Annotated in this window: 16 protein-coding genes and 4 tRNA genes; 10 read left to right on the top strand and 10 right to left on the bottom strand. The window is 60.9% G+C overall.

The features are described from left to right. Positions 1-8: 8 nt before the first annotated feature. The 4 genes from BJP05_RS10210 to BJP05_RS10195 all read right to left on the bottom strand — a co-directional run bounded on the left by BJP05_RS10210 (position 9) and on the right by BJP05_RS10195 (position 4,570). Entirely contained in the window at positions 9-1,994 is a 1,986-nt protein-coding gene (locus BJP05_RS10210) for a galactan 5-O-arabinofuranosyltransferase (RefSeq protein ID WP_070363302.1), read from the bottom strand. 50 nt (positions 1,995-2,044) lie between these two features. Next, the gene (locus BJP05_RS10205; RefSeq protein WP_070363301.1) at positions 2,045-2,809 is read right to left on the bottom strand and encodes a decaprenylphospho-beta-D-erythro-pentofuranosid-2-ulose 2-reductase; all 765 of its coding nucleotides are present in this window, start codon (positions 2,807-2,809) and stop codon (positions 2,045-2,047) included. 27 nt (positions 2,810-2,836) lie between these two features. Beyond that, a complete protein-coding gene (locus BJP05_RS10200; protein ID WP_070363300.1) occupies positions 2,837-4,252 on the bottom strand; it encodes an FAD-binding oxidoreductase in 1,416 nt (471 codons plus the stop codon). 99 nt (positions 4,253-4,351) lie between these two features. Continuing rightward, positions 4,352-4,570 (bottom strand): hypothetical protein, encoded by a 219-nt coding sequence (locus BJP05_RS10195; protein ID WP_070363299.1) that lies wholly within the window; start codon positions 4,568-4,570, stop codon positions 4,352-4,354. A 31-nt stretch (positions 4,571-4,601) separates the two neighbouring features. Here BJP05_RS10195 and BJP05_RS10190 point away from each other — a divergent pair, with 31 nt between their 5' ends. Beyond that, the gene (locus tag BJP05_RS10190; RefSeq protein WP_070363624.1) at positions 4,602-5,045 is read left to right on the top strand and encodes a hypothetical protein; all 444 of its coding nucleotides are present in this window, start codon (positions 4,602-4,604) and stop codon (positions 5,043-5,045) included. A gap of 5 nt (positions 5,046-5,050) precedes the next feature. Continuing rightward, entirely contained in the window at positions 5,051-5,443 is a 393-nt protein-coding gene (locus tag BJP05_RS10185) for a GtrA family protein (RefSeq protein ID WP_070363298.1), read from the top strand. Here the strand turns inward: BJP05_RS10185 and BJP05_RS10180 are convergent. The 3 genes from BJP05_RS10180 to BJP05_RS10170 form a co-directional block, all read right to left on the bottom strand. Beyond that, positions 5,430-6,347 carry a glycosyltransferase gene (locus tag BJP05_RS10180; protein ID WP_070363297.1) on the bottom strand — a complete coding sequence of 306 codons (918 nt, stop codon included), beginning with the start codon at positions 6,345-6,347 and terminating at the stop codon, positions 5,430-5,432. The genes BJP05_RS10185 and BJP05_RS10180 overlap by 14 nt on opposite strands. Before the next feature lie 309 nt (positions 6,348-6,656). Then, on the bottom strand, positions 6,657-7,445 hold the full coding sequence (locus tag BJP05_RS10175; protein WP_070363296.1) for an ABC transporter ATP-binding protein: 789 nt from the start codon (positions 7,443-7,445) through the stop codon (positions 6,657-6,659). A gap of 16 nt (positions 7,446-7,461) precedes the next feature. Further along, positions 7,462-8,352 carry an ABC transporter permease gene (locus BJP05_RS10170; protein ID WP_070363295.1) on the bottom strand — a complete coding sequence of 297 codons (891 nt, stop codon included), beginning with the start codon at positions 8,350-8,352 and terminating at the stop codon, positions 7,462-7,464. Positions 8,353-8,432: 80 nt separating this feature from the next. On the opposite strand from BJP05_RS10170, the gene BJP05_RS10165 reads away from it, so the two are divergent. Beyond that, the gene (locus BJP05_RS10165; protein WP_240492758.1) at positions 8,433-9,698 is read left to right on the top strand and encodes an aminotransferase class V-fold PLP-dependent enzyme; all 1,266 of its coding nucleotides are present in this window, start codon (positions 8,433-8,435) and stop codon (positions 9,696-9,698) included. On the opposite strand, the gene BJP05_RS10160 is transcribed toward BJP05_RS10165, so the two are convergent. Beyond that, positions 9,695-10,684, bottom strand: a complete 990-nt coding sequence (locus BJP05_RS10160) for an NAD(P)H-quinone oxidoreductase (RefSeq protein ID WP_084028634.1) — start codon at positions 10,682-10,684, stop codon at positions 9,695-9,697. The two genes, BJP05_RS10165 and BJP05_RS10160, sit on opposite strands and share 4 nt — an antisense overlap. A 62-nt stretch (positions 10,685-10,746) precedes the next feature. Between BJP05_RS10160 and BJP05_RS10155 the strand changes: the two genes are divergently transcribed. The 4 genes from BJP05_RS10155 (at position 10,747) to BJP05_RS10140 (ending at position 12,074) form a co-directional block, all read left to right on the top strand. Further along, a tRNA-Ser gene (locus BJP05_RS10155) sits at positions 10,747-10,831 on the top strand. A gap of 81 nt (positions 10,832-10,912) precedes the next feature. Next, a tRNA-Ser gene (locus tag BJP05_RS10150) sits at positions 10,913-11,004 on the top strand. A gap of 1 nt (position 11,005) precedes the next feature. After that, a tRNA-Arg gene (locus BJP05_RS10145) sits at positions 11,006-11,081 on the top strand. Positions 11,082-11,249: 168 nt separating this feature from the next. After that, positions 11,250-12,074, top strand: a complete 825-nt coding sequence (locus tag BJP05_RS10140) for a fumarylacetoacetate hydrolase family protein (RefSeq protein ID WP_070363294.1) — start codon at positions 11,250-11,252, stop codon at positions 12,072-12,074. A 12-nt stretch (positions 12,075-12,086) separates the two neighbouring features. On the opposite strand, the gene BJP05_RS10135 is transcribed toward BJP05_RS10140, so the two are convergent. Then, the gene (locus BJP05_RS10135; protein ID WP_070363293.1) at positions 12,087-14,639 is read right to left on the bottom strand and encodes a hypothetical protein; all 2,553 of its coding nucleotides are present in this window, start codon (positions 14,637-14,639) and stop codon (positions 12,087-12,089) included. Positions 14,640-14,893: 254 nt separating this feature from the next. Between BJP05_RS10135 and mgtE the strand changes: the two genes are divergently transcribed. Beyond that, on the top strand, positions 14,894-16,255 hold the full coding sequence (mgtE, locus tag BJP05_RS10130; RefSeq protein ID WP_070363292.1) for a magnesium transporter: 1,362 nt from the start codon (positions 14,894-14,896) through the stop codon (positions 16,253-16,255). A gap of 69 nt (positions 16,256-16,324) precedes the next feature. Further along, positions 16,325-16,400 (top strand) — tRNA-Arg (locus tag BJP05_RS10125). Positions 16,401-16,604: 204 nt separating this feature from the next. Here BJP05_RS10125 and BJP05_RS10120 read toward each other — a convergent pair. After that, entirely contained in the window at positions 16,605-17,831 is a 1,227-nt protein-coding gene (locus tag BJP05_RS10120) for an IS1249 family transposase (protein WP_084028633.1), read from the bottom strand. A gap of 534 nt (positions 17,832-18,365) precedes the next feature. On the opposite strand from BJP05_RS10120, the gene BJP05_RS10115 reads away from it, so the two are divergent. Next, the gene (locus BJP05_RS10115) at positions 18,366-25,895 is read left to right on the top strand and encodes a carboxypeptidase regulatory-like domain-containing protein (RefSeq protein ID WP_070363291.1); all 7,530 of its coding nucleotides are present in this window, start codon (positions 18,366-18,368) and stop codon (positions 25,893-25,895) included. Positions 25,896-25,910: the final 15 nt, after the last annotated feature.

Raw genomic sequence — 25,910 nt, 5'->3', positions numbered from 1 at the left:
GGCATACTCTACTTCTCAGGCGTGGCGGCATTGCGAACCACCACGACAAACGGACCAATCTGCTTCGCGTCCCACGTCTCGCGGGGGAACGCCTTCGGGTTAAAGAACAGGCCTTCGTAGCGCACGTTCGGCTCGCTCGGGAAGATGTTGTGGCCGATGTGCGTCTTCCACGCCACATCCCGGTTCTCGGTGGCGTCCTCGCGCAGGTCATCGCTCATGGTTCCGCGGAAAATGAATGCCTGCGGCGCCGTCCACTTCGTGTCCTGCATCGCTGCGTCGAGCTTCTCGGGGGCGCAGAAGGAGAGCTTCGCCCACTGCGAAAGCGCCTCGTTGCGCAGGTGGAACTCGCCCAACGGGTTGGCGTAATGACTGGTGAACGCGTTGAAGCCGTGGTAGGGCTTGAACGCCATGAAGTTGATTTCATCCGTGTACACCACGGTCTCCCCAGGGGTGTAGCCGTGGGACTGGATGAACTCGTCGATCTCGCCGTAGTAGCGGCCCGGGTCCGGCGGGAAGCGGTCGGCGCGCTCGCCGAAGCCGTCCGTATCCGAGTACGCCTGGTCAATGTGCGCCTCGTTGAGTGCCGGGATGCGCTGCACGAATGAGAGCGTGCCTGCCGCCACCACGATGATGAGCACCGCGGTGATCACGCGCTGCGTGCGCTCCTTGAAGTGGCCCGGGTAGTAATAATCGACGCCAGCAGTGCGCAAGTCCGCCACCGCGAAGATACCCACGGTGGAAAACAGCAGCATCAGCAGCACCTCGATGCGGAAGCCCAGCAGGGACGTGCCCAGCAGCGACGCAAACATCGAGACGATCACCCAGGTGTAGCAGACCACCACCATCACAGCTAACGACGCCACCTCAGGCACATGCAGGCGCCCAACCATGAAGATCAGGCCCAACACCGACAGCACGCCGATGATGGACAGGGAGAAGAACGGCAGCGGGATCACCGTGCCCTGGGCGGGCAGGAAGTGGTTCGCGGTGTGGCGCACGTCGAAACCGCCGAAGGCCGACTCGTACAGGTACGGCGCCCAACCAATCGCCGCGATGCACAGCGCACCCACCCCGGAAGCCAAAAGGTGCACGACGGGGCCGCGCGCGAACTTGCGGCGGAACCATAACAGCACCGCGATCACCACAACGGTCAGCGCGGCGATCGCAGTAAACAGGGTGTAGAACATGGCGGAAACGCCCAGGTAGAGCGCCAGCACCACCGTGGCTTGCCAGGAGCCCGTGAGCGCCTTGTACGCGGTGACAGCGGCCGCGGGGGCGAAGAGGGCGACGATCGCCGCGTAGGGCTCGTCAGGAGTCTCGGTGAGCACAATGCCCGTCGATACGAGCGCGATCAGCGTAGAAACCGGCAGGGAGCCGCACAGCTTCCGCCAAATCGGCACCAGCGCGCACGCCGCGGCAGCCAGCGATACCAGCGCCCACGGCTGGTATACCTCCCAGCCTTCCATGCCCAGCAGGTGCGCGAGGCGCCCGCCGAGCCAGAACCACCCAATCGGGTAGAAGGTAGGCAGGTCCAGGTAGTTCATGTCCTGGTTGGTGGCCACCTCGGTCATCCGGCTCAAGAACTGGGTACGGAACCCCTGATCCACCTGGATGCCGTCCAGCCACAGGCGTGTCGACGCCAGCGGGATCCCCAGCGCCGTAATCACCAGACCAGCCGGGGCCAGCCCGCAGACAGCCTGGCACAGCACGCGCACCGGCCGCGACAGGCGCTTCCGCACCCACGCCCAGCACGCCAACGCCGCGCACAGAATCACAACGAAAGAGCCGCCCGTGGATAGAGCGCGCGTCACCATCGAGGTATTAAACGCAGGCAGCGACGTGGAGTGCAGCACGTACCACACCGCCAACGTCACCACCGCCGCGCTGGCACCGGCCGCAAGCATGCGCAAGACCGCCGACGTCCATGACACAGCGTCAGGCTCGTAGTCGACGGTCTTGAACTCCAGCGTGGGTTGGATGGATGTATCTGTCATGCACTCAGTTTGGCACATCGCAGCGCATCCACCACGTTCCCCGCCGGGAATTAGAAGTTGAGCTTGCGCATAATCCCTGCCGGGATGTGCTGCAGCACCAAGGAAATCGGGCCGAACAGCTTGTGCACAAACACGCTTGGCTCGCCCTTCAACGCAGCCTCAACGGCAGTCTGCGCCACCTCCTCCTTATCGACGGTCAGCGGAGCCTCCTCCAACCCATCCGTCATCTTGGTACGTACCTGGCCTGGGCGAACCACAGTCACCTTCACGCCGGAGTCACGAAGCGCCTCACCCAACTGGAGGTAGAAGGCATCCATGCCAGACTTCGACGCGCCGTACACAAAGTTGGAGCGACGCACGCGCTGGCCCGCAACGGAGCTCATCGCGATGATGGTGCCGTGGCCCTGGCGCTTCATCTCCTGGCCCAACAGCACGCCGATGGACACGAACGCGGTGTAGTTCACCTGCGCCGACTCCACGGCTGCCGCCTGGTCCTGCCACAGCTGCTCCTGGTCACCCAGGGTGCCGAAGGCAACCACGGCGACGTCAACATCGCCACCGGAGAACGCCTGCTTGATCACGTCCGGGTGAGACGCGAAATCGGTCGCGTCGAAGTCCAGGACCTCAACGGAGCCTGCACCTGCGTTGGTGACCTCAGCAACGGCGGCGTCGATACGCGGGGAGCTATTGCGAGCCGCGAGGGTGACATTCGGATTGCCGCCGCGGGTGACGAACTCGCGCACGATGGCGAGGCCGATGTCCGAGGTGCCACCCACGAGCAGAATGTTTTGCGCTTGGCCTACTGCATTCAACATGTGAAAAATCTCCTTCAGTTCATTCAGCTAGTTCAGCTCGAGGCGGCGGGACATGTCGGAAGCGAAGACGCCGGTCGGGTCGATCTCGCGGCGGGTCTTCAGCCAGCCCTCCAGACCTGGGTACATCTTGTGGAACTTCTCCGCCGACGTACGGGACTCCTTCGCCAGGTAGAGACGGCCGCCGAACTCCATCACCTGGTCGTCCAGGCGGTCCAGGAACTCGTTGAGGCCCGGGCGGATCGGGAAGTCCACGCAGACGTTCCAGCCCTTCATCGGGTAGGACAGCGGCGCGCGGTTGCCCTCGCCGAACAGCTTGAACACGTTCAGCGCCGTGTAGTGGCCGGAGGACTGGATCTGGTAGATGATGTCCTTGAACGGCTCCACAGCGGTCGTCGGCACCACGAACTGGTACTGCAGGAAGCCCGCGCTGCCGTAGCCGCGGTTCCACTCACCAATCAGGTCGAGCGGCTGGTAGAACTGCGTCAGGTTCTTGATGTCGTTCTTGCTCGGGGCGCCCATCATGTAATAGGCCTCGCCGATGGCGGACAGCGTCAGCTTGTTCATGGTCCAGGACGGGAAGATGTCCGGCACCGTCATCAGCTGAGGCGCCTTGAAACGCAGCGGATCCTTCGCCAGCTTCGGAGCGTACTCCTCCAGCTGAGCCAGCGTCGCCAGCGAGCCACGGGAGATGGTGGAACGGCCCGTCTTCGGCGGCGCGGAGATGGCGTCGAACCACGCGGAGGAGTAGGTGTAGTTGACCTCGGAACCATCCGAGTGCAGCGCGATCGTCTCATCCAGCGTGCTGGTGCGATCCGTGTCAGACAGGAAGTACGCGGTCTCCGTTTTGGTCATCTGGATGCGTGCGCGCAGGATGATGCCGGTCAGGCCCATGCCGCCGACCGTCGCCCAGAACAGCGTGCCGTCCGGGTCGTCCGCGCTGCCTTCCGGCTCGAGGTGCAGGACGCGGCCGTCCGCCACCAGCAGCTCCATGGAGACCACGTGGTCGCCGAAGGAACCAGCGGAGTGGTGGTTCTTACCGTGGATGTCCGGACCGATCGCGCCACCGATGGTGACCTGGCGGGTGCCCGGCAGGACCGGAACCCACAGGCCGTACGGCAGGGCCGCCTTCATCAGCTGGTCCAGGTTGACGCCCGAGTCCACGTCGACGATGCCGGTCTCCGGATCAATCGAGTGGATCTTGTTTAGCTCGTTGATGTCGATGACCAGGCCGCCACCGTTCTGTGCTGGGTCGCCGTAGGAGCGGCCCAGACCACGGGCGATGACGCCGCGGCGAGCGTGCTCAGGCAGGCTCTCGTTATCCTGCGCGACCTGTGCGACGGCTTGCTTGATGACCTCCACGTCAGGCGTGGACAGCACATGCGCAGTCGACGGAGCCGTGCGGCCCCAGCCGTAGAGTGACTTAAGATTGGTGTGTAGTTCCATCTCTTTCGCTTCTTCTTGTCGTCGTTGCTTCGCCGAAGTGCGAAGACATTCGGTTCGAGTCTAAATGATGTAAGTCGAAAAACCTATAAAAACATCAAACTAAAGGTCCATAAGCTCCCTGATTTCTGCAGGAAGCTCCTCCTGCGACGTAATTTCCGGCTTCCCCGCAGCCTTATGCTCCCGCAGTAGCTCATAGATGCGCCCACGCGACATCGAATCCACAAACGGCAGCTCCTCCGCGAACAGCCTCACCATGTAATCGGACAGCGGCACCTCGACGCGCTGCGCCGCCTCATGAATCTCCTCATGCTTAGTCATGCTTTTCACCCTACTAGTAGCATTGGACACCATGACTGACACGATTCAATCACTTGTCGACGAGCCCACCATCGACTACAACGCCCTCGACGACACCTTCGGTGGCCAGTGCATCCAAGCCGCCTACATCCTCGCCGCCGCCTCCGTCCCCGACTTCACCACGCGCAAAGCGCTGGCCTGGACCCTCCTCGGTGCCGCCAACCTCGCGACCATCGCCGCCTTCAACGCCTTCGACGAGGACCCCCGCAACGACCTGACCGCCGTCCTCGAATCCGAACAGGGCGAAGCCGAATCCATCGCCACCACCTGGTTCACCATCGGCGGCATCGCCGTGGCCGCCGTCGGCGCCTTCGCCGCCGGAGTGCAGGCGCAAAAGAAACTGGCAGGCTGGCTGGGCCGAAGGGGCGTCGCAAAGCCCAACGTGGCGATCGGCACCGTCGCAGCCCTCGCATACCTCGGGGCGAAACAACTGTGAGCGCAATGAAGCAGCAGGTGCTGCCATTCCTCATCATCGGCATCGGCTGCGCCGTCATCGACTTCGGCATCACCAACACCCTCGACCAAGCCCTCGACGTCCAACGCGATCTTGCCAAGGCCGTGGGCTGGGTCTTCGGGACCATCTCCGCCTACGTGCTGAACTCCAAGTTCGCCTTCAACGCCAAAATCGACGCCAAAAAAGCCAGCGCCGTGTTCATCCTCTACGCCACCACCTTCGCGGTGCAGATGTTGCTGTGGAGGGTGACGGACGAGCCGTTGTCGTCGCTAGGCTTGCAAGATTCGTGGAAGAACGCCGTGTCCTTCGTCATCGCCCAAGGCGTTGCCACCGTGACCAACTTCGTCCTCCAAAGCAAAGTCATCTTTAAGGACGCCTAAAGTCCTCCCGCGCCCCCATCCGCAGCAGACGCAGCCACTGCAGGAAGCCCTTCGGATCCTTCCGCTCCACCAGGAAGAACCACCCGAAGCGCACCACTTCCTGCAGCTTCATCTTCTTCATACCCTGCTGATTAATGATGTAGCCGCGATTCCTATACGTGAAATACCTTTTCGACTCATTATCCGGCCACTGCGCATGCGCCCTGCCACCCATAATCGGGTGGAACTCGCCCGACCCATCCGGGTGCAAATACTTCGTGGTCAGCGCCGTGCCATACCGCAGCCCCGACTGCGACAAACGCCGGTGATACTCCACCTCATCACCCCGAATGAACAGGCGATAATCCGGCACACCAATCCGCTCCATCGCCTCCGCCGAGATCAACGCCCCATTAAATAAGGACGCATAATCGGGCAAGAACGACCCCTCCAACTCAGCCGTCGTCCGCTTCCACTCCAAGCCCTGGCGCAGGGGAAACGCCAACTTCGCCGGATCCCCAATATTCGCCACGACCGGGCTCACCTCATGCAGCCGGTGCTGCTCCGCCACACGATACAGCTCCTCCAACACGCCGTGATCCGCCGGCCGACCATCGTCGTCCGCGCACCAAATCGCGTCGGCCCCCAACGCCAGCGCCGTCAAAAAGCCATACGCGAACCCGCCAGCACCACCCAGATTCGTCTTCGACGGCAAATACACCGCCCGATCCCCAGCCAACTCCTGCAGCAGTTCCTGAACAGCCTGCTCAGCGCCGTTATCCACCACGATCACCCACTGCACCGGGTGCGTCTGGTTCACCACCTGCTCCAGGGAATGCCGCAGCATCTCGACCCGCTTATGCGTCACGATCACCGCCGCCGTCGAACCACTACTTTTCAGGTGTGCCGTTCCAGTTCCAGTCATGCCTCATATTGTGCACCATCGGCGGGGCGGGGTGGTGGTGCGTCGGGGAGCGCGTGGTTTTCGTTCCGGCTGGGTGAAAATGCGCGACCTGCATCGCGCGCTTCTAACCTTGGAGGGAAACAGGAGGGCAGGCTGACAAACATTCGTTCGAAAATTCGCAATATCTGCAAAGTGTAGTAGGTGGATTGTAGTAATCCTCGAAAATGATTGCGAAAAGGGGATTACTACAATCCTGTTACTCCCATTTGGGTTTCAGAGAAGCTCCGGCCAGCGAAAACCGACCGAAACCGGGCCGAACCAGCCCGGCGCCTACTCCGCCTGGAACCGCGTGACCAGGTCGTCGACGTACTGGCCGGCTTCGGGCCCTTCGTAGGCGCCCACGACCTCGGAGACCAGGCCGGCTTTCCTGATTTCGCCTTTGTCCACCCACAGGGCGGTGTTGCACAACTGTGCCAGGAAGTCGTTGGAGTGGGAGGCGAAGACGAGGATGCCGGAGCGCTCGACGAGTTCGGCCAACCGGACGCGGGCTTTGGCCATGAAGGCGGAGTCAACGGCGCCGATGCCTTCGTCGAGGAGCAGGATTTCGGGTTCGATGGAGGTGACCACGCCCAGGGCTAGGCGAACGCGCATGCCGGTGGAGTAGGTGCGCAGGGGCATGGAGAGGTAGTCGCCGAGTTCGGAGAATTCGGCGATTTCGTCCATCTTGGCTTTCATCTGTTTGCGGGTCTGGCCGAGGAAGAGGCCGCGGATGATGATGTTTTCGTAGCCGGAGATTTCGGGGTCCATGCCGACGCCGAGGTCGAAGACGGGGGCGACGCGGCCGCGGACGTCGGCGACGCCGCGGGTGGGTTCGTAGATGCCGGAGAGCAAGCGTAGCAACGTGGATTTGCCGGCGCCGTTGTGGCCGACCAGGCCCACGCGGTCGCCTTCGCGCAGGTGGAGGTTGATGTCCTTGAGTGCTTCGACGACCACGGTGTTGGAGGCATTCTTGCCGATCTTGCCACCGGCGGAGGACATGACTGCCTTTTTGAGTGAGCGGGATTTGGCGTCGAAAATTGGGAAGTCGACGCAGGCGTTGTAGGTGTCGATGGAAACCATGTGTGACTCCTTCTCCTTAGACCCAGTACGGCACGCGGAAGCGCATTTGGCGCATGGCGAGCAGGGCGAGCAGCAGGCCGATGATGGTGCAGACGCCGACGACGATCCAGTGGTAGCCGGCGAGTTCTTGGCCGATCATGGGGGCGCGCACGATCTCGAGGTAGTGGTAGAGGGGGTTGATTTCGGCGAGCATGGCTCGCTTAGCGACGTCGCCGCCTTGCTCCTTGAGCGTGTGGGTGGTCCAGACGATCGGGGTGACGTAGAACAGCAGCTGCACGAGCGCTTCCAGAAGTGGGGCGACGTCGCGGAATCGGGTGGCGATGATGCCGAAGAGCATGGTCACCCACACGCCGTTGACCACGAGGAGTGCCATCGCCGGGATGGCGAGGAGGACTTGCCATCCGAGGTGAATGCGGAACGCGAGCACGAGGATGACCCAGATGACCAGGTTGTGGGCCAGGAAGAGGAGTTGGCGCCATACGAGCCGGTACACGTGGACCGACAGTGCCGACGGCAGCTGTTTGATCAGGCCTTCGTTTTCGATGAAGACTTCCGCGCCGTCCTTGATGCAGCCGGAGATGAATCCCCAGATGATGAAGCCGACGGTGACGTGCGGGAGGAATTCGCGCACGCTGATTTGGAACAGCATGGAGTAGAGGAGGCCGAGGGCGAGCGCCATCACGCCGGTGGCGATGGTGATCCAGAGCGGGCCGAGGGTGGAGCGCCGGTAGCGCTGTTTGATGTCTTGCCAGCCTAGTTGGAGCCAGAGTTCGTGTTGGCCCCATCCGCGGATGAGGTCGCGGAATGCCAGCTTCAGCGTTTTCGACTGTGATTTCGGAGCGTCGTCGTGGTGTGGCTCGGAGGTCATCCTTGCGACGTCGTTTCGGAGCTGGTTTGTATTGTGCACGGTTCATACCCTAGCTTGCGTGTGCGTTGGGCGGTGTTTTGGCAGCATGCTGCGGGTGGGGTGCGCTGCGGTGTTCGGGCGTGCATAATGATTGGAAGTGTTGCCTGGAGGAGGTCGTGGTGTCGTTGCAGTCGTATGACGTTGCTAGTGTGCGTGGGCTGTACACCTCTCTTTCTGACGGCTGGACCTACATGAATGCGCATGATTGCCCGCAGATTCCGGAGCGGGTGTCGGCGGCGGTTGCGCGTTCGTTCCGTATGTCGACGGCGGTTGCGCGCCCTGAGCCGCGGGTCGGTTCGCATGCTCGCCCGACTGTCGGTGTGCCTGAGGGGCAAAGTTTTCTTTTCGACGCCCGCTCCGCCATCGCCGACCTGTGCAACGTTTCGCCCGAGCGTGTGGTGTTGGGGCCGTCGCTACCGGTGTTGTATTCGGCGTTGGTGTTGGCGATGCGCCCGCTGTTTCGGCACCGTTCGTCGGTGGTGGTGTGCAATGCGGACCGCCCGGTGTTGACGGACGCGTTGGCGCGCTGCGCGGAGGATGCGCAGCTGCGTTGGGCGCAGACGGATCTCGCGACGGGTGACGTGCCTGCCTGGCAGTTCGGCGAGTTGGTGGACGGCTCGACGCGCCTGGTGGCAGTCCCCGCTGCGCATGAAGTGCTGGGGTCTGTGGTCCGCGTGGCGGACATTGCGGATACGGTGCGGGATCGTTCCCGCGCGTGGGTGCTCGCGGACGTCTCGGCGTACGCGCCGTATTACCTGATGGACTTCGATAGTTTCGGCGCGGATATTTTGGGCATTGACGTCGCGGAGCTCGGCGGGCCGCAGGTGGCGGCGCTGGTGTTCCGGGATGAGGCAATGTTCGGAAGGCTGGATATGTCGGCGTTGCAGCTCGACGTATCGACGGGCCTCGCCGGCGGGGTATCCGCCATCGTCGATCACTACGCGCGCCTGGTGGAGGAGCCGGGGCGCCGCAAGACCCGCCGCAACCGGCTGGAGTTCTCGATGGGGCTGACGCAGCGCTACATGCGCGGCCTGCGCGACGACCTGCACACCTTCCTGGGCACGTTGCCGTCGGTGCACATCGTGGGTGTGTCCGGCGAGGCCGCTGAGGGCTCGCGCATGGAGCACACCCCGCGCCTGGTCTTCGGTGTGCACGGCGTGCCGGCAGAGACGGTGCACCAGCGGCTGTTCGCCAACGGCATCGTATCGACGCCAGCTCCGACCACACCGCTACTGCAGGACATGGGTGTCGCCGAGATGGGCGGCGCGGTCGCCGTCGGGCTGGGTCCCTTCAATACGGAAGTGGACATCGAGCAGCTGATCCGCACCGTGGCCTCCCTGGCCTAAGCGGTTTCGACCTCCAGGACTACCTTGCCGGTGTGCTCGCCGGAGTTGAGGTAGGAGTGGGCGCAGCGGGCGTCGATAAGGGGGAAGGTCCGGGAGATGTTCGGTGTGATGTGGCCTGCTTCAATGAGCGGCCACACGTGCTCCACCGTGCTTGCCACGATCGCTGCTTTCATGGGGCGCGGGCGGGCGCGCAGCGTGGTCGCGTGGACGGATTGGCGGCGCGTGAGCATGCGGCCCAGGCTCAGCGTGCCCTTCGGCCCACCCTGCAACCCAATGACGACGAGCCTGCCGTCCACCGCCAGCGACTTGATGTTGGCCTCCAGGTAGGAGCCGCCGATGACGTCCAGGATGATGTCCGCCCAGCCCGCGAGCTCCTCCTCGAAGCGCTGCTCCTTGTAATTGATGAGCCTGTCCGCGCCGAGCTGCCTGCAGTACTCGAGCTTCTCGGCGCTCCCCGCGGTCACGGCGACTTCGCAGCCCATGGCTTTGCACAGCTGGATCGCGAAGGAGCCGATGCCGCCCGCCCCGCCGTGGATGAGCACCTTGTCCCCGGACTGCAACCCGGCGACCATCCCCAGGTTCGACCACACCGTGGCAGCCGCCTCCACAACGCCGGCGGTCTCCGTGAGAGTGAGGTTGGTTGGCTTCGGTGTGAGCTGGCCCTCCGGCACCGCCACGTACTCGGCGTAGCCGCCGCCTGCCAGCAGGCAGCCGACCTCTTCACCTTGTCGGCGGCTGGTCGTGCCCGGATCGGCGATGGTGCCCGCGCACTCCAGCCCCATAATTTCCGACTCGCCCTTCGGCGGCGGGTACATCCCCTTCGCCTGCATCAGGTCCCCGCGATTCACGCCAGCGGCGTGCACCTTCACCAGTACTTCGCCCTCCTTCAGCTCGGGGAGGGGGACGGTTGTCAGTTCGAGAGCCTGCGGGTCCGAGGTATCAGTCTGGACGATGGCCTGCATAGTCTTCGTGTTCTGTGTGCTCATACCGCGCCAGCGTACTGAATTTTCGCGTTCGGCAAGGCGGTGCTGTAGAATCACGCAACATTGGAGACGTGGCAGAGCGGCCGAATGCACTGGTCTTGAAAACCAGCGAGGGTCACACCTCCAGGGGTTCAAATCCCCTCGTCTCCGCACGTGAAGGCCCCTTACCGGTTGGTGAGGGGCCTTCGTTTTGTTCCCCGTTCGTGGTGTGTGTACTATGGGCGAAGGTCTGGAGACGTGCCAGAGCGGCCGAATGGGGCTCCCTGCTAAGGAGTTGCCCTCTTTGCGGAGGGCCGCAGGTTCAAATCCTGTCGTCTCCGCCACGCGCCCGTGGCTCAACGGATAGAGCATCTGACTACGGATCAGAAGGTTGGGGGTTCGAATCCCTCCGGGCGCACCAGATGAAACCCCAGTCCACCGCGTGTGGGCTGGGGTTGTTGTGTTGCTTGTGCCATCAGCGAACTGGGAAAACGCCGAGCGCCGTCGCGCGAATTGGCGAATCTGGTGCGCGCGCATATGCGGGCCGGTAGCGTCGTGCGTACACACACGCACCGAAAGGAATCGCACTATGCAACTGATGACACTTCGCCAACCAGGCGGAACCACGACCGCCGCGCGCCGCACCGGGGAAACGACCGCAGTCAAGCTCGGCTTTCAAGATGTCGGCGAGCTCCTCGCCCAAGAAAACTGGCAGGACCTTGCCGCGGCAGACGGGGAGCAGGTCACCTTCCAGGACAAGGATCTCGCGCCAGTTGTGCCTCGCCCGGGCAAGGTCATTTGTGTCGGTCTGAACTACGCGAACCACATCAAGGAAATGGGTCGTGAGCTGCCGAAAGTCCCGACGCTGTTCATTAAGTTTGCTGACGCCCTCACCGGCCCCTACGACGATGTGAACGTTCCCGAATGGGCCAGGGGAGCCCTGGATTGGGAGGGGGAGTTGGCGGTTGTGATTGGGAAGAGGGCGCGTCGAGTAGTAGAGGCGGACGCGGCTGATTACATCGCGGGCTACGCGGTGGCCAATGATTACACGATGCGCGACTACCAGTACTCCACCCTGCAGTGGCACCAGGGCAAGTCCCTGGAGAAGTCGGCGGGGTTCGGGCCGTGGCTGACCACTCGCGACGAGTGGGCGGGTGCGGGGCAGCTCACGACGCGCCTCAACGGCGAGGTGGTGCAGAACGATTCGACGTCTGACCTGGTGTTTACACCGGAGTTTCTGATTGAGTACATTTCGCACATTTACCCGCTGAACCCCGGCGACACCATCTTGACTGGTACGCCGGGCGGGGTTGGGCATGCGCGCGACCCGAAGCGTTATGTGGGCGACGGGGACGTCGTCACGATTGAGGTTGAGGGGTTGGGGCGCATTTCGAACCAGACAGTGTTCGAGTAGCGCCCGGCGCCCTTACTTCGCTGGGGTGGTGGGGACGACTGGCGCGGTGGTGGTCACTGAGCCGGTCGGCTGCTGGCCCTGGTTGCCGGAGCTGCCGACGGTGATGTCGATGTCCTTGACGTTCGGGATGCAGCTGCGCAGGCCGGCGATCGCCAGCAGGGTCACCACGACGCCGACCAGGCCGCCGCCGACCGCAGTCAGCGTGTTTGCGTCGACGTTGAGGGAGCGGGCGGTGTCGCGGAGTGCGCGGTCAATCGAGTTCTTATCGACGCCCGCAGCCTGAATGCCGAGCTGGTTCGACAGTGCAACCGGGATTGCGGCCAGCAGCGGAAGGCCGAGGCCGACCAGGGTCGCGATGCAGCGTGGGTCGGAGATGCCGCCCTCGGCGCCGACGCGCGCGTTCAGGTTTGAGGAGCCGCCATTGCCAGCGCCCTGGCCTTCGCCGCCCTGGCCGCCGCCCTTGGAGGAGCCGCCGCCGGAGCTGAGCGGGATGCCCTGCACGTTCGGGTTCGCGTTATCGGAGACCTTGATGTCTGGGTTGCCGTTGTTGTTGCCGTTGTTCGAAACGTTTACGGTTGGGTTCGCGTTCCCCGTGACCACGACGGTCGCCTTAGCGTTGTCGGAGACCTTGATGTCCGGGTTGCCGTTGTTGTTGCCGTTGTCCGAAACGTTGACGGTCGGGTTCGCGTTGTTGGTCACAACAACGTTCGGGTTGCCGTTGTTCGACGCGTTGTCCGAAACGTTGACGGTCGGGTTCGCGTTGTTGGTCACAACAACGGACGCCTTCGCATTATCCGAGATCTTGATGTCCGGGTTGCCATTATTGGACGCGTTGTTGTTCGCGTTATCGGTGATGTTGACCGTCGGGTTCGCGTTGTTGGTCACAACAACGTTTGGGTTGCCGTTGTTGTTGCCGTTGTCGGAAATGTTCACGGTCGGGTTGGCGTTGCCCGTGATGGTGACGTTGCCGTTGTCGTGGACCTTGGCGTTATCCGTGACAACGACGCTGACCTGCGGGTTACCGTTGTTGGAACCGTTGTCGGAGATGTTGACGGTCGGGTTCGCGTTGCCGGTGACGGTGACATGGCCGTTGTTGTTGCCGTTGTTTTCGATGCGGATCGCGCCGTCTTCAACCTTGACGATGCCCTCGAGCGCGCCCTTCAGGCTGCCGAGCAGCCCGCCGCCCGAGCCGCCCTTGCCGTCCTCGCCAGAGCCGCCGGAGCCACCGCCGCCGAGGAGGCCGCCGAGCAAGTTACCGATAGCGCCGCCGATGCCACCGGTGCCGCCGCCGATCAGGCCACCCAGGATTGGGCCGAGAACGCCGCCGACACCCTTCGCGATTTCCCCACCAGTGGTCTGCGGGTTGGTGGCGTTGATGCGGATGGTGCGCTCGACGGTGGAGGTGCCGTCGCTAATTTTGACTGGCAGGTCGAACACACCCGGGGTGAAGGTGGCAGGTGCGTTGACCTGTACTTCACCGTTGAGGTTGGTGAAGGACCAGAGCGGGTACTTCGCGCCGCTGCGCTCAATCGTGACGTTCTCCGGCAGGGTGAGGCCCGGAACCGGCTTCACGCGCTGCTTCTCGAAGTCGACTGAGTAGATCTTGCTGAAGTCCGGCAGGTCGCCTTCCCACTCGGCGGGAGGCATGGTGTCGGTGAGCTTGACCTTCAGGGTGCCGGAGTACGGCTCGCCTTTCTTCGGCGTGATGGTGACCGGAATATCCGCGCTACCAGCCTTGATGGCGTTGTTGAAGGTGATCTTGTTCCACGGCTTCCCGATGGTCAGGTTGCCCTCCGTATCGACGGTCACCGGCCAGCGCGTGGTGCTGTCCCAGTAGGTCGACGCGATCTTGTCGCCGGGCTCGAGCTTGGCGTCCGGCACGGGCACGGTTTCTTTGTTCCAGAAGTTCTCGGCCTCGTAGGTCTTATCGAAGTCAAACTTCGGCGCCTCAGGGGCTGGGGCTTCCTCGCTTGTCGACGGCCCCTCCGACTCGGCTGGTGCTTCCGGTTCGGAAGACTCGGCTGGTGTCTCCGGTTCGGAGGACTCAGACGGTGCCTCGGACTCAGCCGTGGTGGTTTCCGGCGTGGTGGTTTCTGCCGGGGTCGTCTCCGGAGTGGTGGTTTCCTCTGCTGGCTTTTCGTCCTTGACGGCGATCTTCAGCGTGGCCTCGTAGGGCTCGCCGGAGGCCGGGGTGACCTTGATCGGGATCTCGACGGTCTTGCCGACCTTGCTGCTGAACGCCAAGCCGTCGCTCGGGCGCCCGACGGTCAGGACGCCGTGGTCGTCGAAGGCCACCTTCCACCGGTACGTGCCGATCGTTGTCCAGCTGTAGTAGGTCTCTACCTTGTCGCCAGGGTTCAGGGCGAGGTCCTTGAGCTGGACCGTTGTGGCGTCCCAGAAGTTGACCTCTTCTGGCGTGTCAAAGTCGGATGCCTGCGTCGCCACTGTCTGGGCGTGGGCTGCGGGGAGGTCGGACGTCGAGACGCTGACGAATGGGGCGACCAGCGCGATGGAAAGCGCACCGGCAGCGATGGAGATGCGCTTTGTGCGCGTGCTGTATGCCATAAACTTGTCCTTTGCTCAAGAGCGGAAACGCTGCACTGGACCTGCAGTACAGGTATGTCACAGATGGATATCGTTTCTGTTCAGTAAAACTTAACATTCTTACCCCCGCCCAAGGCGAGGAACGTAAAGGGATAGGCAAAACATGCAGGTAGTTCGCTGAACAAAAAGGTGCGCTATTCCACCTCCGGGGGTAGGTGCGGCTACGCTTGCAATGCTTGACTTGGCCGATCGTGGTGAGGTGAAAGGACGTGGAGATGAAGATCAATGACCCCGAGCAGCTCTACGAGCTCGAGCGGCGGCTGGAGGACCACGACCCTGAAATAGAGGAGCTGTCGGAACTTCAGGAGCAGCTGAAGCACGTCCGTCTCAAAGACATCATCGCGATGATTGAGCGCACCGATGTCACGAACGGTGCGAAGATTCTGCGCCTGCTGTCGCCGGAGCGCTCTGCGGTCGTCTTTGACGTGCTGGACCCGGCGCACCAGGCAGACATGGTCACCGCACTTGGCGACGAAGCCGTCGTCGGCTTCTTCGACGCCCTTGGCGCCGAGGACCGCGTGGCCCTCCTCGACGAGCTCCCTCCCGAGGTCGCCGCCCGCCTTATGCACGAGCTCGACGAGGACGACCAGCGCGTCACCAACGTCGTCCTCGGCTACGAGAAGGGCACCGTCGGCCGCACCATGTCGCCGGAGGTGCCGCTGGTCACGCCAGAGATGACGGTCAAGGAGGTCGTCGATAATCTCCGCGAGAACGTCGACAGTCTGGAGACGATCTACACCGTCCCCGTCACGGATGCGCACCGCACGCTCGTAGGCATCGTTTCTTTACGACGCCTCTTCCAATCCCACGCCAACCAACCCGTTTCCGAGGTCATGCGGGAAGCGCAGTACGCTTACGCCTCCGACGAGGCAGAGGACACCGCGCGCTGGTTCCTGTCGTCGAACTTGCTGGCCTTGCCGGTCGTCGATAATGAGCACCACCTGGTGGGCATATTCACATACGACGAGGCTCACGACATCGTCGAGGAAGCAGACAGCGAGGACACCGCCCGCCTGGGTGCGTCCGAGTCCCTGAAGCGCCCGTACCTCTCAACGCCCGTGCAAGCCCTGGTCAAGAGCCGTATCGTCTGGTTGCTGGTGCTTGCGGTCTCCGCGATCCTGACGGTGCAGGTGCTCGGTATCTTCGAGGACACGCTTGAGAAGGCCGTCGTGTTGTCCTTATTTATCCCGCTGCTGACGGGTACCGGCGGTAATACCGGCAACCAGGCTGCCACCACCGTGACTCGCGCGCTCGCGCTCAATGACGTCCGTAACCGCGACGTGGCTAAGGTGGCGTGGCGCGAAATGCGGGTGGGGATGCTGCTCGGTGCCGTGCTTGGCACGTTGGGGTTTGTACTGGCAGGGCTGGTGTTCGGGCAGTCGGTGGGCATTGTCATTGGGTTGACGCTGCTGCTGGTCTGCACGATGGCCGCAACCGTGGGCGGTGTGATGCCAATCATCGCTAAGACCATTGGCGCTGACCCAGCCGTGTTCTCTAACCCGTTTATCTCTACGTTCTGTGACGCCACCGGTCTGATTATCTACTTCTTTATTGCGAAGGCGGTTCTGGGCATCTAACAGGCGTTTTGCTGCACTCGCAGTTTCGGTGTAGAGTCTCTTTCGTTGCTTACAAGGCAGCAAAACACCGCGCCCGTGGCTCAACGGATAGAGCATCTGACTACGGATCAGAAGGTTGGGGGTTCGAATCCCTCCGGGCGCACCAAATAAAACCCCAGTCCACCGCGTGTGGGCTGGGGTTTCTGCTTTATTCTTTGAGGCGGTGCCAAAAGACGCACCCCTTGAAATCTAGGCCCTTTCTGAGGGTTAAGCGACAAAATGTGTGCTTTTCTCGGCGTGTCGACTTAAGTGACAAAATGTGTGCTTTTCAGGGGTTGGGATGGGTGGGTTGTGGGGTGTTGTGCTGGGGTTATGAGCGTCCTGCCCAGCCGTGTCGGATGGCCCAGGAGGGGTTGAAGTCGGTGTCGATGCCGGTGTCGTAGACTTTCGGTCGGCCGTCGGGTGAGTTGGCTTGGTCGCGTTCACGCATGTGTGCCTGGCGGGCGTGTGCGTAGCCTGCGTGGCCGAAGTCTTGCTCGATTGCTAGCGCCAGCGGGTCATCGTGGTGTTGGGTGTGTAGGTAGAGCCACCAGTCCATGATGATTCGCTGGTGTTCGTCAAATGTGCCGCGGTGGGCTCGGGCGAGGTGTTTTAGTTGTGCGTTTATGCCGCCTTCCAGGCTGTTTGTGGTGGTCTTCAGCGTGGTCGTGGTGCGGTGTGGTGGGTTGAGCCAGACGAAGAGGTGGCCTTGTTGGTAGAGACGCTCGAATCGGCGGTAGGCTCTGCGGGCTCTGGGATGGGTGTACCACCATTGCTGGTTGTCGCGGATACGTTTTGGGATCTCTTCTGGGGCGACTTGGTTGCGGTAGGTGCGTTGTTTGAGCCAGTCACCGTAGAGGTCCTGGAAGCGGTTGAGGCGAAGTACCCAGGTGATTGCCTGGTCACGGGTGGTGATGTGGGTCAGCTGGTTGCCGAGGCGAAGGAGTGCTTTGTGTGCGGTGATTGTGGGTTGGCGTGTGGTGTCTTTGATGGTGTCGCGGCGTACGTGGACGAGGCAGCGTTGAATGGAGGCGTTTGGCCAGCATTGTTTGATGGCTTTGTGAGCGCCACCGGAGCCGTCTGTGGTCACGACGAGGGGTTCGGCGATCATGTCGAAGAGTTTGGCGTAGTCGTAGGCGGTTTCTCGTGTGCACCAGTGCCAGGCGACGACGTGCTCGCTGGTTGCAGCGACAAGCAGGCATTTTTTGTGGAAGTAGGTGCCGTCAATAAAGAGCTGGTCGTAGACGCGGTACGGGTCCGGTTTGCACGGGACGATGATGAACCAAAAGTAGGTGAACCAGCGGATGAGTGTGCGTCTGGAGACGTTGTGCGCAGCAGCGACAGCGTCGAGCGGATGCTGGTTGGTGATCCAGTCAATGAAGATGGCAAACCGATATGCGCTGGTCTTGGCTGTGTTGGGGTTGGTGAAGGTGTGCCCGCAGTCTGTGCAGCGCCATCGCTGTTTTCCGCTGGATGTGGTGCCCATTTTTGTGGCGGTGTGCTCGCATGCCGNGCATAGGGGCCTGTTGTGTTTTCTCTTTCTGTGTTGAGTTGGCATGCAGCTGGTTTAACAGTCTGCTGTCATAGCACATCCAACGCCTGAAGTGGTGGACCTTCCGGTCTACGGCAGGGAATCCCGATTCAACGAGCACTGTCCCGCCGTAGGCCCAGGCAGGACCTGGAATCCATATCCAAAAAAGCACACATTTTGTCGCTTAACCCCTTTCTGACCTGTGCGTATATTGGTCACGTTTTCTCGGATTGCGTCTCTTGATACTCATTTCCTCATTGGCCATCAATGAACTGGGGAAACAAAAGGGGGACCAGCTGCTCTCAGCTTTTTGCAAGGTTCTCTCGGTGCGTGTTGGGGGCGCTTGATTGATTTGGACTAAGGGCGCAGGTCGGAGAGGGCGTCGATAATTGGAGGGGTGCGAAGAGGGGATTTGCGATTCTTGCGCTGCGTATATGTAGCTCTTAGCTTGAGTTGACGGTGGTAAACGACGTATATTTGTACAGATTACTTAGGAGAAGTCTGTGCGCTCGCTCCTAGGCTTCGAATTTCTCTCAATAACGTACGAATCAGGAGACCATAATGACCGGAAACGGTAAGTCCGGACGCGGGCTGTTTTCCAGCATTCGCAAAGCGGCCGTTGCTACGGCGACCGCTTTTTCTTTAGCTATCGGTGGGATGACCGTCCCGGCTGTGAGTGACCACGCCGCCGAGGTGGCGCTGCCGTCGGCGTCGGCAACTGTTATCACTGATTTGCCCATTCAGCAGGCAAAAGTGACTAAAAAGGGGCAGCGAAAAATTTCGTGGGCGATACAGTCTGTAGGGTCGGCGCGATATCCAATCCCTATCTCCGGGATTTTTACAATCACTCCTTGGCTGGAGTCCAAAAAGCCGATCGTGCCGATCGGTAAGGTAAAAGTCCAGATCAAGCAGGGTGCTGAAGTTGTTGAGACTCTAGGCGAGTTTGATTTTCCGATCACCTCTGACGGGAAGTCCTATAAGCTTGATCTCTCCTCCAAGTGCACCACCTCTTCGCCTTGTTACCTCCCACAGTCTGACGTCCACTCATTGTGGATTGAGTCTGCGTACGATCTCGATCGAAAGCTCTTGGGAAACTTCGAGCAAGGTCGCATTCAGGGAGGCTTTGGGCACCGTGAAGCTGAGGAAAAGAAACCAGAAGCCCCCAAACAAGGTTGGGTAGCGGGCCTTGTACAGGTACCGAATGGCTACTCGGCCTCCGATGTTGACCTGAAGATTGATGGGCGCCCAGTTCAAGTTGGTGGCAACGGCTGGTTTGTGAGCGAGAAGTTCAATGCTGGGACGTACGGCTGGGAAGCTCGCCTGAACGATAAGACTTCAACGTCAAGCGGCAGCGTTACAATCAGTGCTGACCAGCAGTCCTACCTCAATATCAAACTTGAGGAGCGCAAGGGGACCGTTTTGGTCCATATGCACGATCGTCATGGCTACCCGCTGTGGAACACGGGAGGTAGCCTGCAGATCAAACGTACCGACCTTGGCCCGAGTAACGGAGCTTCAATTGGTCATGGGAATTGGTCGTCGAATGAACTAACCGGAAGCTACGGCGACTACCAAATTTCGTACGGCGGCTCAGATGAATACTTCCCTACATCAGCACAGTCGTTCAATATCCCAGGGAACCGGCCAAGTGAAATCAGGTTCTACCTGCAGCGCAAGGAGGTCAGCGGTAGGGTTTACCTGCCGTCTGGTTACTCGTTCAATGCCGCGCAGGGGCTTACCCTCACAGTGTTTGACCAAAACAAACGCGAGGTCCGGAAGGTATCTCTCCTGGACTCTGGGGGTTACAAGATTCAGGGTCTGGACAATGGAAGCTACCGCTTCCAGCTCTCTGGTGACTACATCAATACCGTTTCACGAACGGTGAATATTAGTAACCGTACGGTCGACGGAGTTGACTTCCGACCAACGTTGAAAGAGGCCCGCGCGAAGGTAGAGATCCAGGTCCCAAGCAACGAGAACTTTGATGGCGGAAAGATTCGCCTGAAATACAACAATCAGACTTGGGGCGACTACCCGTACCAGAATCAAGCAGGATTCGACCTTGGCGTTGTCAAGCCGGGTGAGGTCTCCGTCCAGCTTATCGACCGAAACGGAAAGGTCGTGGGCAGTGGTTACGAGCTCGTGCTTCCAGGCGAAAGCAAGATTGTCCGCGCCACCGTGTCCAAGACGTTGGCTTCTTACCGAGGTGTGGTGCTCGACCAGTTTGATAATCCAATTTCTGATGCCACAGTCTCTGTAAACGGCAAAAGTGCGAAGACAGACTCTCGCGGTCAGTTCGTCGTTGCGGGTGTGAAGCCCACGGAGTCGGTTCAGGTAAAGGTCAATAAAACTGACTACACCTACGAGCTGAATAGGTCAGTGCCGGTCAATAAGACTGAAGGTGGCAAAACCTACGATCTTCCTGACCCGCTGAAGCCGAACTTTATGACGAAGGAACTCCTTCTCCAATTCCTCGGCGGTGAAGAGGGGGCTGCGGGCGTGACGTGGGAAGTCGCTCCGAGCCCGAACTATAAGAAGGCAGACGGCGCCGATGGACGTAAGGGCGTTACTGATAAGAACGGCTTTGTCCAGCAGGTGCTGTACCCAGGCACCTACGATCTCAAGCTGACTTCTCCGAAGGGCGACCTGGGCGACAAGTACACGTTCGAAAATGCTCCTCGAACCGTCACGATTGATCCCAAGGATGGCATGCAGGTCCAGGAGATCACGCTGAAGAAGAACCCAGGCGAGATCAACGGTCGCGTCATTTACGACGATGGCAAGCCAGTGGTGAATGCCGAAGTTCGAGTTGGCAATGAGACGGTTCGTACGAACTGGAACGGCTACTACACCTTTAACAAGGTTGCGGCCGGGGCTGATTTGGTAACCGTCGCTGCCGCGAGCGATGGCACCTACGCAGAGGCATCGCAGAAGTTCTCGGCGCTCAAGCCAGCGGAGAGGAAGACTGTCGAAGACATCAAGGTAGACCGAGCAACCTCACGCATCGAAGGCACCGTCCGCATCGACGGGAAGCCTGCTTCGGGTGGTGTCTCGGTGGAAGCAAAGGGCCAGAACGGCGCGTACGTCGACTTCGGTGGCGTTGACTCGAGCGGTAAGTTCTCCTTTGCAAATACCGGTTCCGCGAAGCTGCTGCCAGGTAAGTACGAGGTCACGGTCCGAAACTCGGGTGATGGTCGCTTCGACGAGACGACCAAGTCTGTCACCGTCAAGCCTGGAGAGCCTGCAAAGGTTGAGTTCGACCTCAAGGAAAATCGCGCTCCAATTGTCGCGACCGTCCGTAATGAGGCCGGTGAGCCAGTCAGTGGCGCTAAGCTGACCCTTAAGGGCGTCGACACTACCTGGACCGAAGGCGAGCGCGGCGTGTATACCTCAGGCAACCTGCCTGCTGGTGAGTACATCGTCCAGGTTGAGGCAAACGACATTCATGGTTCCACACACGGTAAGGTCACAGTGAGGTGGGCTGCAGGTGGCCGTGCTAACTACACCGTCACCCGTAACCCGGGCACCGTCACGATTAACGTCACTGACGATGCAGGGCAGCCAGTAAACGGTGTGAAGGTGCGGCTTAAGGGCACACAGTCTGACGCTTACAAGACGCAAATCAACAAGGACTTGACCACCGCAAACGGCAAGGTCGCTTTCGATAAGGTTCCAGTCGGTACCTACAAGGTCACCATTGACGACTCTGCAGCATACGACGAGGCCCAGGGTATTGAGCTCAAGGTCGATGCAGCGGGCAACGTCGTTCGCGATGTGAAGCTGCGTCGTAAAGATGCATCCATGACGGTCCACGTCATGGATGAGAAGAGCCGTGCTATCTCGTCACCAGTCATCAAGCTGATTGATGAAAACGGTGCAGAGACCAAGGGCACCGGTGACGTGAACGGCAAGGTCGAGTTCAACGAGCTGCGCCCAGGTACTTACACGATTGAGGTTGAGCCAACGGATCGCCACAAGGGTGGATCGAAGTCCGGCGTCACCATCAAGCCTGGCACCACAGCAGCTGATAACAAGGAATTCGTCAGGGTGACCAACGAGTCCGCGACGGTGATCGGTACCGTCGTCGACGAAAACAAGCAGCCAGTTGCTGGCGCCACCGTCAAGGTGACGAACGAAGGCACGCAAGAAGTCACGACTGACAAGGACGGCAAGTTCGTCGTCGAGGGCCTCAGCGAAGGCAACGCAACCTTTGAGGTCCCGAAGACTAGCGAGTACACCGGTAACAACCTCACCGTGAACGGTTTGCTGCCAGGTGATCAGAAAGAGATCACCATCGAGGTCACCCGAGACCTTAAGCGCCTCAACGGCTCCGTGCTTGACGACGGCGGCAATGCCATCGAAGGCGTCGAAGCACAGCTGATCCAGAACGGTGAGGTAGTAAAGACCCAGACCACCGATAAGTCCGGTAGCTTTGCATTCGACAAGATGGAGCCGGGTACCTACACGGTGAAGGTCGAGGAGACTGACACCCACCTCGCTGGTGAGAGCGAAAGCTTCGAGGTCGTGCTTGGCCAGGGTACGGATCCTGTCCAGGTCTCCTTGCAGCGCAAGCCAGGCAGCATGAAGGGCAAGGTCGAATTCTCGAACAACAAGGTTGTCGACGGCGCCGAGATCCGACTGGTACCGGAGTCCGGCGATCCAATAGATCTGGAATTCAACAACGAAGGCAACATTGCCGTGCCAGAGCTGCCAGCAGGTACGTACGATGTTGAGGTCAAGTCCCCGGACAACTACAAGCGCGTAAGCGTTCCGCCACTGACGGTCTACCCAGGCAAGGAAGCTGACTTGGGCGTGATTACGTTCACCGCCGAGATCGGCGACGTTGCAGGCACTGTCCGTGACGAGAACGGCGAGCCTGTTGGCAAGGTCAAGATCAAGCTGCAGCGCGCAGGCCAGCAGCCGATCGAATCTGAATCTGCCGAAGACGGCACGTTCTCCTTCACCAAGGTCCCGGTGGGCGATTACACGGTTGACGTTGTGCAGCCGGAGAAGTTCAAGTCGGTTCGCGGTCTGACCGCCACGGTGAAGCCTGCCGAGGAAACGCCTCTTGACATCACCCTTGAGACGAAGCCGACGAAGGGCACCATCAAGGGCAACGTTGAGGACGAAGCCGGTGAACCGGTTGCGAACGTTGGTATCTCGCTTGAGCCGACCTCCGGCAAGGGCAACACCATCGACGTCAAGGTCGCCGGAGACGGCACGTTTGACGACGCCACCATCCCAGCAGGCTCCTACAGTCTCAAGGTGACCCAGCCTGTTGGCTACGAACCGGTGGACAACATCCCGGTCAAGATCGACGCGGGTAAGGAGCGTGTCGTCCCGACCATCACGCTGAAGAAGAGCGAGGTGGAGGCCGAAACCGGTAACTTCATCGGTGGTGTCTACGACAAGGCGACGAATGCTCCGCTGCCGCAGACCGGCCTGGTCCTTGTTGGCGACGCTGGACGCTACCCGGTGGCTATTAACGCTGACGGTTCGTTCCGCCGCAACGGCATCCCAACCGGTAACTACCAGTTGAAGATCGCGCAGCCGGAGGGCTACCTCGAGCGCGCAGACATCACTGTTGTCATCGAGACGGGCCTGGACAACTACGCCCAGGACATCAAACTGGAGAGGATCCCAGTTGAGAACACCCCGACCACGGGTACCCTGCAGGGCAATGTGCTCGGCGTGAGCGAGGGCAAGCCAGTCGAGCAGATTGCTGGAGCGAAGGTGAACATCCTCCGCCTCGGTGGCGGATCTACGCAGGTCACCACGAACGATTCCGGTATCTTCACCGCTTCCGGTCTCGAGCCGGGCGAGTACGTCGTCCAGGTGGAGGCACCAGAGGGCTTCAATACGCCACGTTACGAGCGTGTCGTTGTTGAGGCTGGCAAGACGAACGACGACTTGCGGGTCTACCTCGAGCGCAAGCCGACGCCGAACCCGAAGCCAGGTGCAGCACCAGGCACGATCAGCGGCTGGCTCCTTGATGACGGCAACTACCCAATCAAGGGCGGCACGGTTCGCATCAAGGGCACCGCAAAGAATAAGGACGGCAGTCCACGCCTTGACGAGGACGGCAAGCCTATCGAGACACTTCCAGCGGTGAAGATTGGCAAGGACGGCTACTTCACCACGGATCGCCTTGAGCCAGGTGAGTACACCATTGAGCTCGACGTCCCAGATGGCTGGCCAAAGCCGAAGGGCTGGCCGAAGAAGGTCACTGTCACTGAGGACAAGGCGATCGAGCTTGGCCTTGTCAGCATCAAGGCACCGCGAAGCAACGTCGAAGGCGTTGTTGACGACGGCTCCGGCAACCCAGTCGAGGGCGTCATCGTGACCGCGACCGACCCGCGTGGTCAGACCAGCGCGGTCGCGACCGACAAGGACGGCAAGTTCGTCTTTGACAAGGCGCTGCCGGGTACCTCCACCATCGAGGTGTTCACCCCGCAGGGTATCCAGAACGTCGACCCAATGTACGTTCCGGTCAAGCCTGGCCAGGACGTTGCAATCCCGGGCGTCCACCTGACGGAGAAGCAGCTCAAGCTGAGCAAGCGTGTCCGCGGGTACGACGCCGACGATATGGACAGTGCCCCGATCCTCCCTGAGGACTGGGACCTGATCTACGGCTTCGTGATCACCAACGAGACCGACGAGATCATCAAGAACATCACCCTGGATGACCCATTCCTGGGAGATGCCAAGATCACCTGGCCTGAGGGCTGGGAGAAGCCAGAGAATCGCACGTTGGAGCCGGGCGAGCACGTGTTTGCCTCCGCGAAGATTCCGCCGCAGAAGGACATGTCCGTTGTGAACAACATCGCGACGGCCCGCGGTACGGGCAGCAAGGGGCAGATGGTGGCGTCGACACCTGATAACGCAGTGGCAAGAATTGGTTCTGCCTCTGTGGAGAAGAAGGTCAACGCACGGTTCGGTGTGGATAAGAACAAGCCAGTGTCCCTCGATGTGGATGAAGACATGTACTTCACCTACGAGATCATGAACCGTGGCGCCGCACCGATGTACAACGTCACCCTGACGGACGAGGTCTGCGAGTGGAAGGAAGGCACGAGTGAAGACGATTCCAACGACTGCAAGCCGATGGAAATCGACCTGCCGAGCGACTGGAACCGCACCCTGCTGCCAGGCGAGCGCGTCTTCCTCACCGCTGCGCTACCGCCGCTGAAGCCAGGCACCCGTCACCACAACAAGGCACTGGTGAAGGCCGACCTTGACCAGCCTCGTCGTAGCCCAGGTATTGAGGAAGAGAAGGGCATCTACGAGGAGGACCCACCGTCAATCCTGACGGTTACCCCGAACAAGAACTCGTGGGGTAACGCACACGTGATTGTGTCTGAGGGCAAGACCCCGAAGGGCTACATCGATGGTGTGCTCAGCGGCCTGCCGGCTGGCCTGCTCACGGAGGCGAAGGTTGAGCTCATCTCGGAGGACAACAAGACCTCCCTGAGCGCAACCGTCGACGGTAACGGAAAGTTTGCCTACGGCAACGTCACGCCAGGCAAGTACAAGTTGCGCGTGACCAACCCGTCCGAGGACGTCATGAAGATCGCTGGCGAGTACGGCATCCCGACCGAGAAGGCAGTACAGGGTGGGAAGATCACCACCAAGCTGTTCGAGGTCGAAGCAGAACAGCCGACGGACCTCAGCATCCAGCTGGTGAAGGCGGAAGTTCCGAAGGAAGGCAGCTCCCTTGGGCGCTGCATCACGGAGACCTCCTCTGCCTCGAACCCGGCGATGTACCTCATCCCGCTCGGCCTGCTGGTCGGCGCGATGGCGGGCAGCCTGGTCATCTACGAGGATCAGTTCAACGCCGTGGTCAAGCAGTTCAACCAGGCGATGCCGCAGCTCGCAATCGAGCGTCCGGCGTGGATGAACCAGATCAGCCGCCAGCTTGAGCAGCTGCACCCAGCAGCGGGTCCGGCAGTGCTGGCCATCATCCTGGTCGCGGTCGGTGCCATCGCGGTGGGCCTTGCTTACGCAGCCTGCGAAGCTGGTGCTGACGGCTCCAGCAAGGGAGAAAGCTCCAGCAAGAAAGAGCAGACCCCTAGCAAGGAAAAGGTCTCTTAGTCCAAAGCGCTAAGG

This window comes from Corynebacterium sp. NML98-0116, from assembly GCF_001767255.1.
GTDB classification, from domain to species: Bacteria; Actinomycetota; Actinomycetes; order Mycobacteriales; family Mycobacteriaceae; genus Corynebacterium; species Corynebacterium pseudogenitalium.
The sequence above is the reverse complement of the archived record's forward strand: the minus strand, read 5'-3'. Positions and strand labels throughout refer to the sequence as shown.

Bases quoted from the DNA above. Each gene is read 5' to 3' on its own strand.
- BJP05_RS10210 (WP_070363302.1), bottom strand. From the start codon at position 1,994: ATGACAGATACATCCATCCAACCCACGCTGGAGTTCAAGACCGTCGAC.
- BJP05_RS10205 (WP_070363301.1), bottom strand. From the start codon at position 2,809: ATGTTGAATGCAGTAGGCCAAGCGCAAAACATTCTGCTCGTGGGTGGC.
- BJP05_RS10200 (WP_070363300.1), bottom strand. From the start codon at position 4,252: ATGGAACTACACACCAATCTTAAGTCACTCTACGGCTGGGGCCGCACG.
- BJP05_RS10195 (WP_070363299.1), bottom strand. From the start codon at position 4,570: ATGACTAAGCATGAGGAGATTCATGAGGCGGCGCAGCGCGTCGAGGTG.
- BJP05_RS10190 (WP_070363624.1), top strand. From the start codon at position 4,602: ATGACTGACACGATTCAATCACTTGTCGACGAGCCCACCATCGACTAC.
- BJP05_RS10185 (WP_070363298.1), top strand. From the start codon at position 5,051: ATGAAGCAGCAGGTGCTGCCATTCCTCATCATCGGCATCGGCTGCGCC.
- BJP05_RS10180 (WP_070363297.1), bottom strand. From the start codon at position 6,347: ATGACTGGAACTGGAACGGCACACCTGAAAAGTAGTGGTTCGACGGCG.
- BJP05_RS10175 (WP_070363296.1), bottom strand. From the start codon at position 7,445: ATGGTTTCCATCGACACCTACAACGCCTGCGTCGACTTCCCAATTTTC.
- BJP05_RS10160 (WP_084028634.1), bottom strand. From the start codon at position 10,684: ATGAGCACACAGAACACGAAGACTATGCAGGCCATCGTCCAGACTGAT.
- BJP05_RS10140 (WP_070363294.1), top strand. From the start codon at position 11,250: ATGCAACTGATGACACTTCGCCAACCAGGCGGAACCACGACCGCCGCG.
- BJP05_RS10135 (WP_070363293.1), bottom strand. From the start codon at position 14,639: ATGGCATACAGCACGCGCACAAAGCGCATCTCCATCGCTGCCGGTGCG.
- mgtE (WP_070363292.1), top strand. From the start codon at position 14,894: ATGAAGATCAATGACCCCGAGCAGCTCTACGAGCTCGAGCGGCGGCTG.
- BJP05_RS10115 (WP_070363291.1), top strand. From the start codon at position 18,366: ATGACCGGAAACGGTAAGTCCGGACGCGGGCTGTTTTCCAGCATTCGC.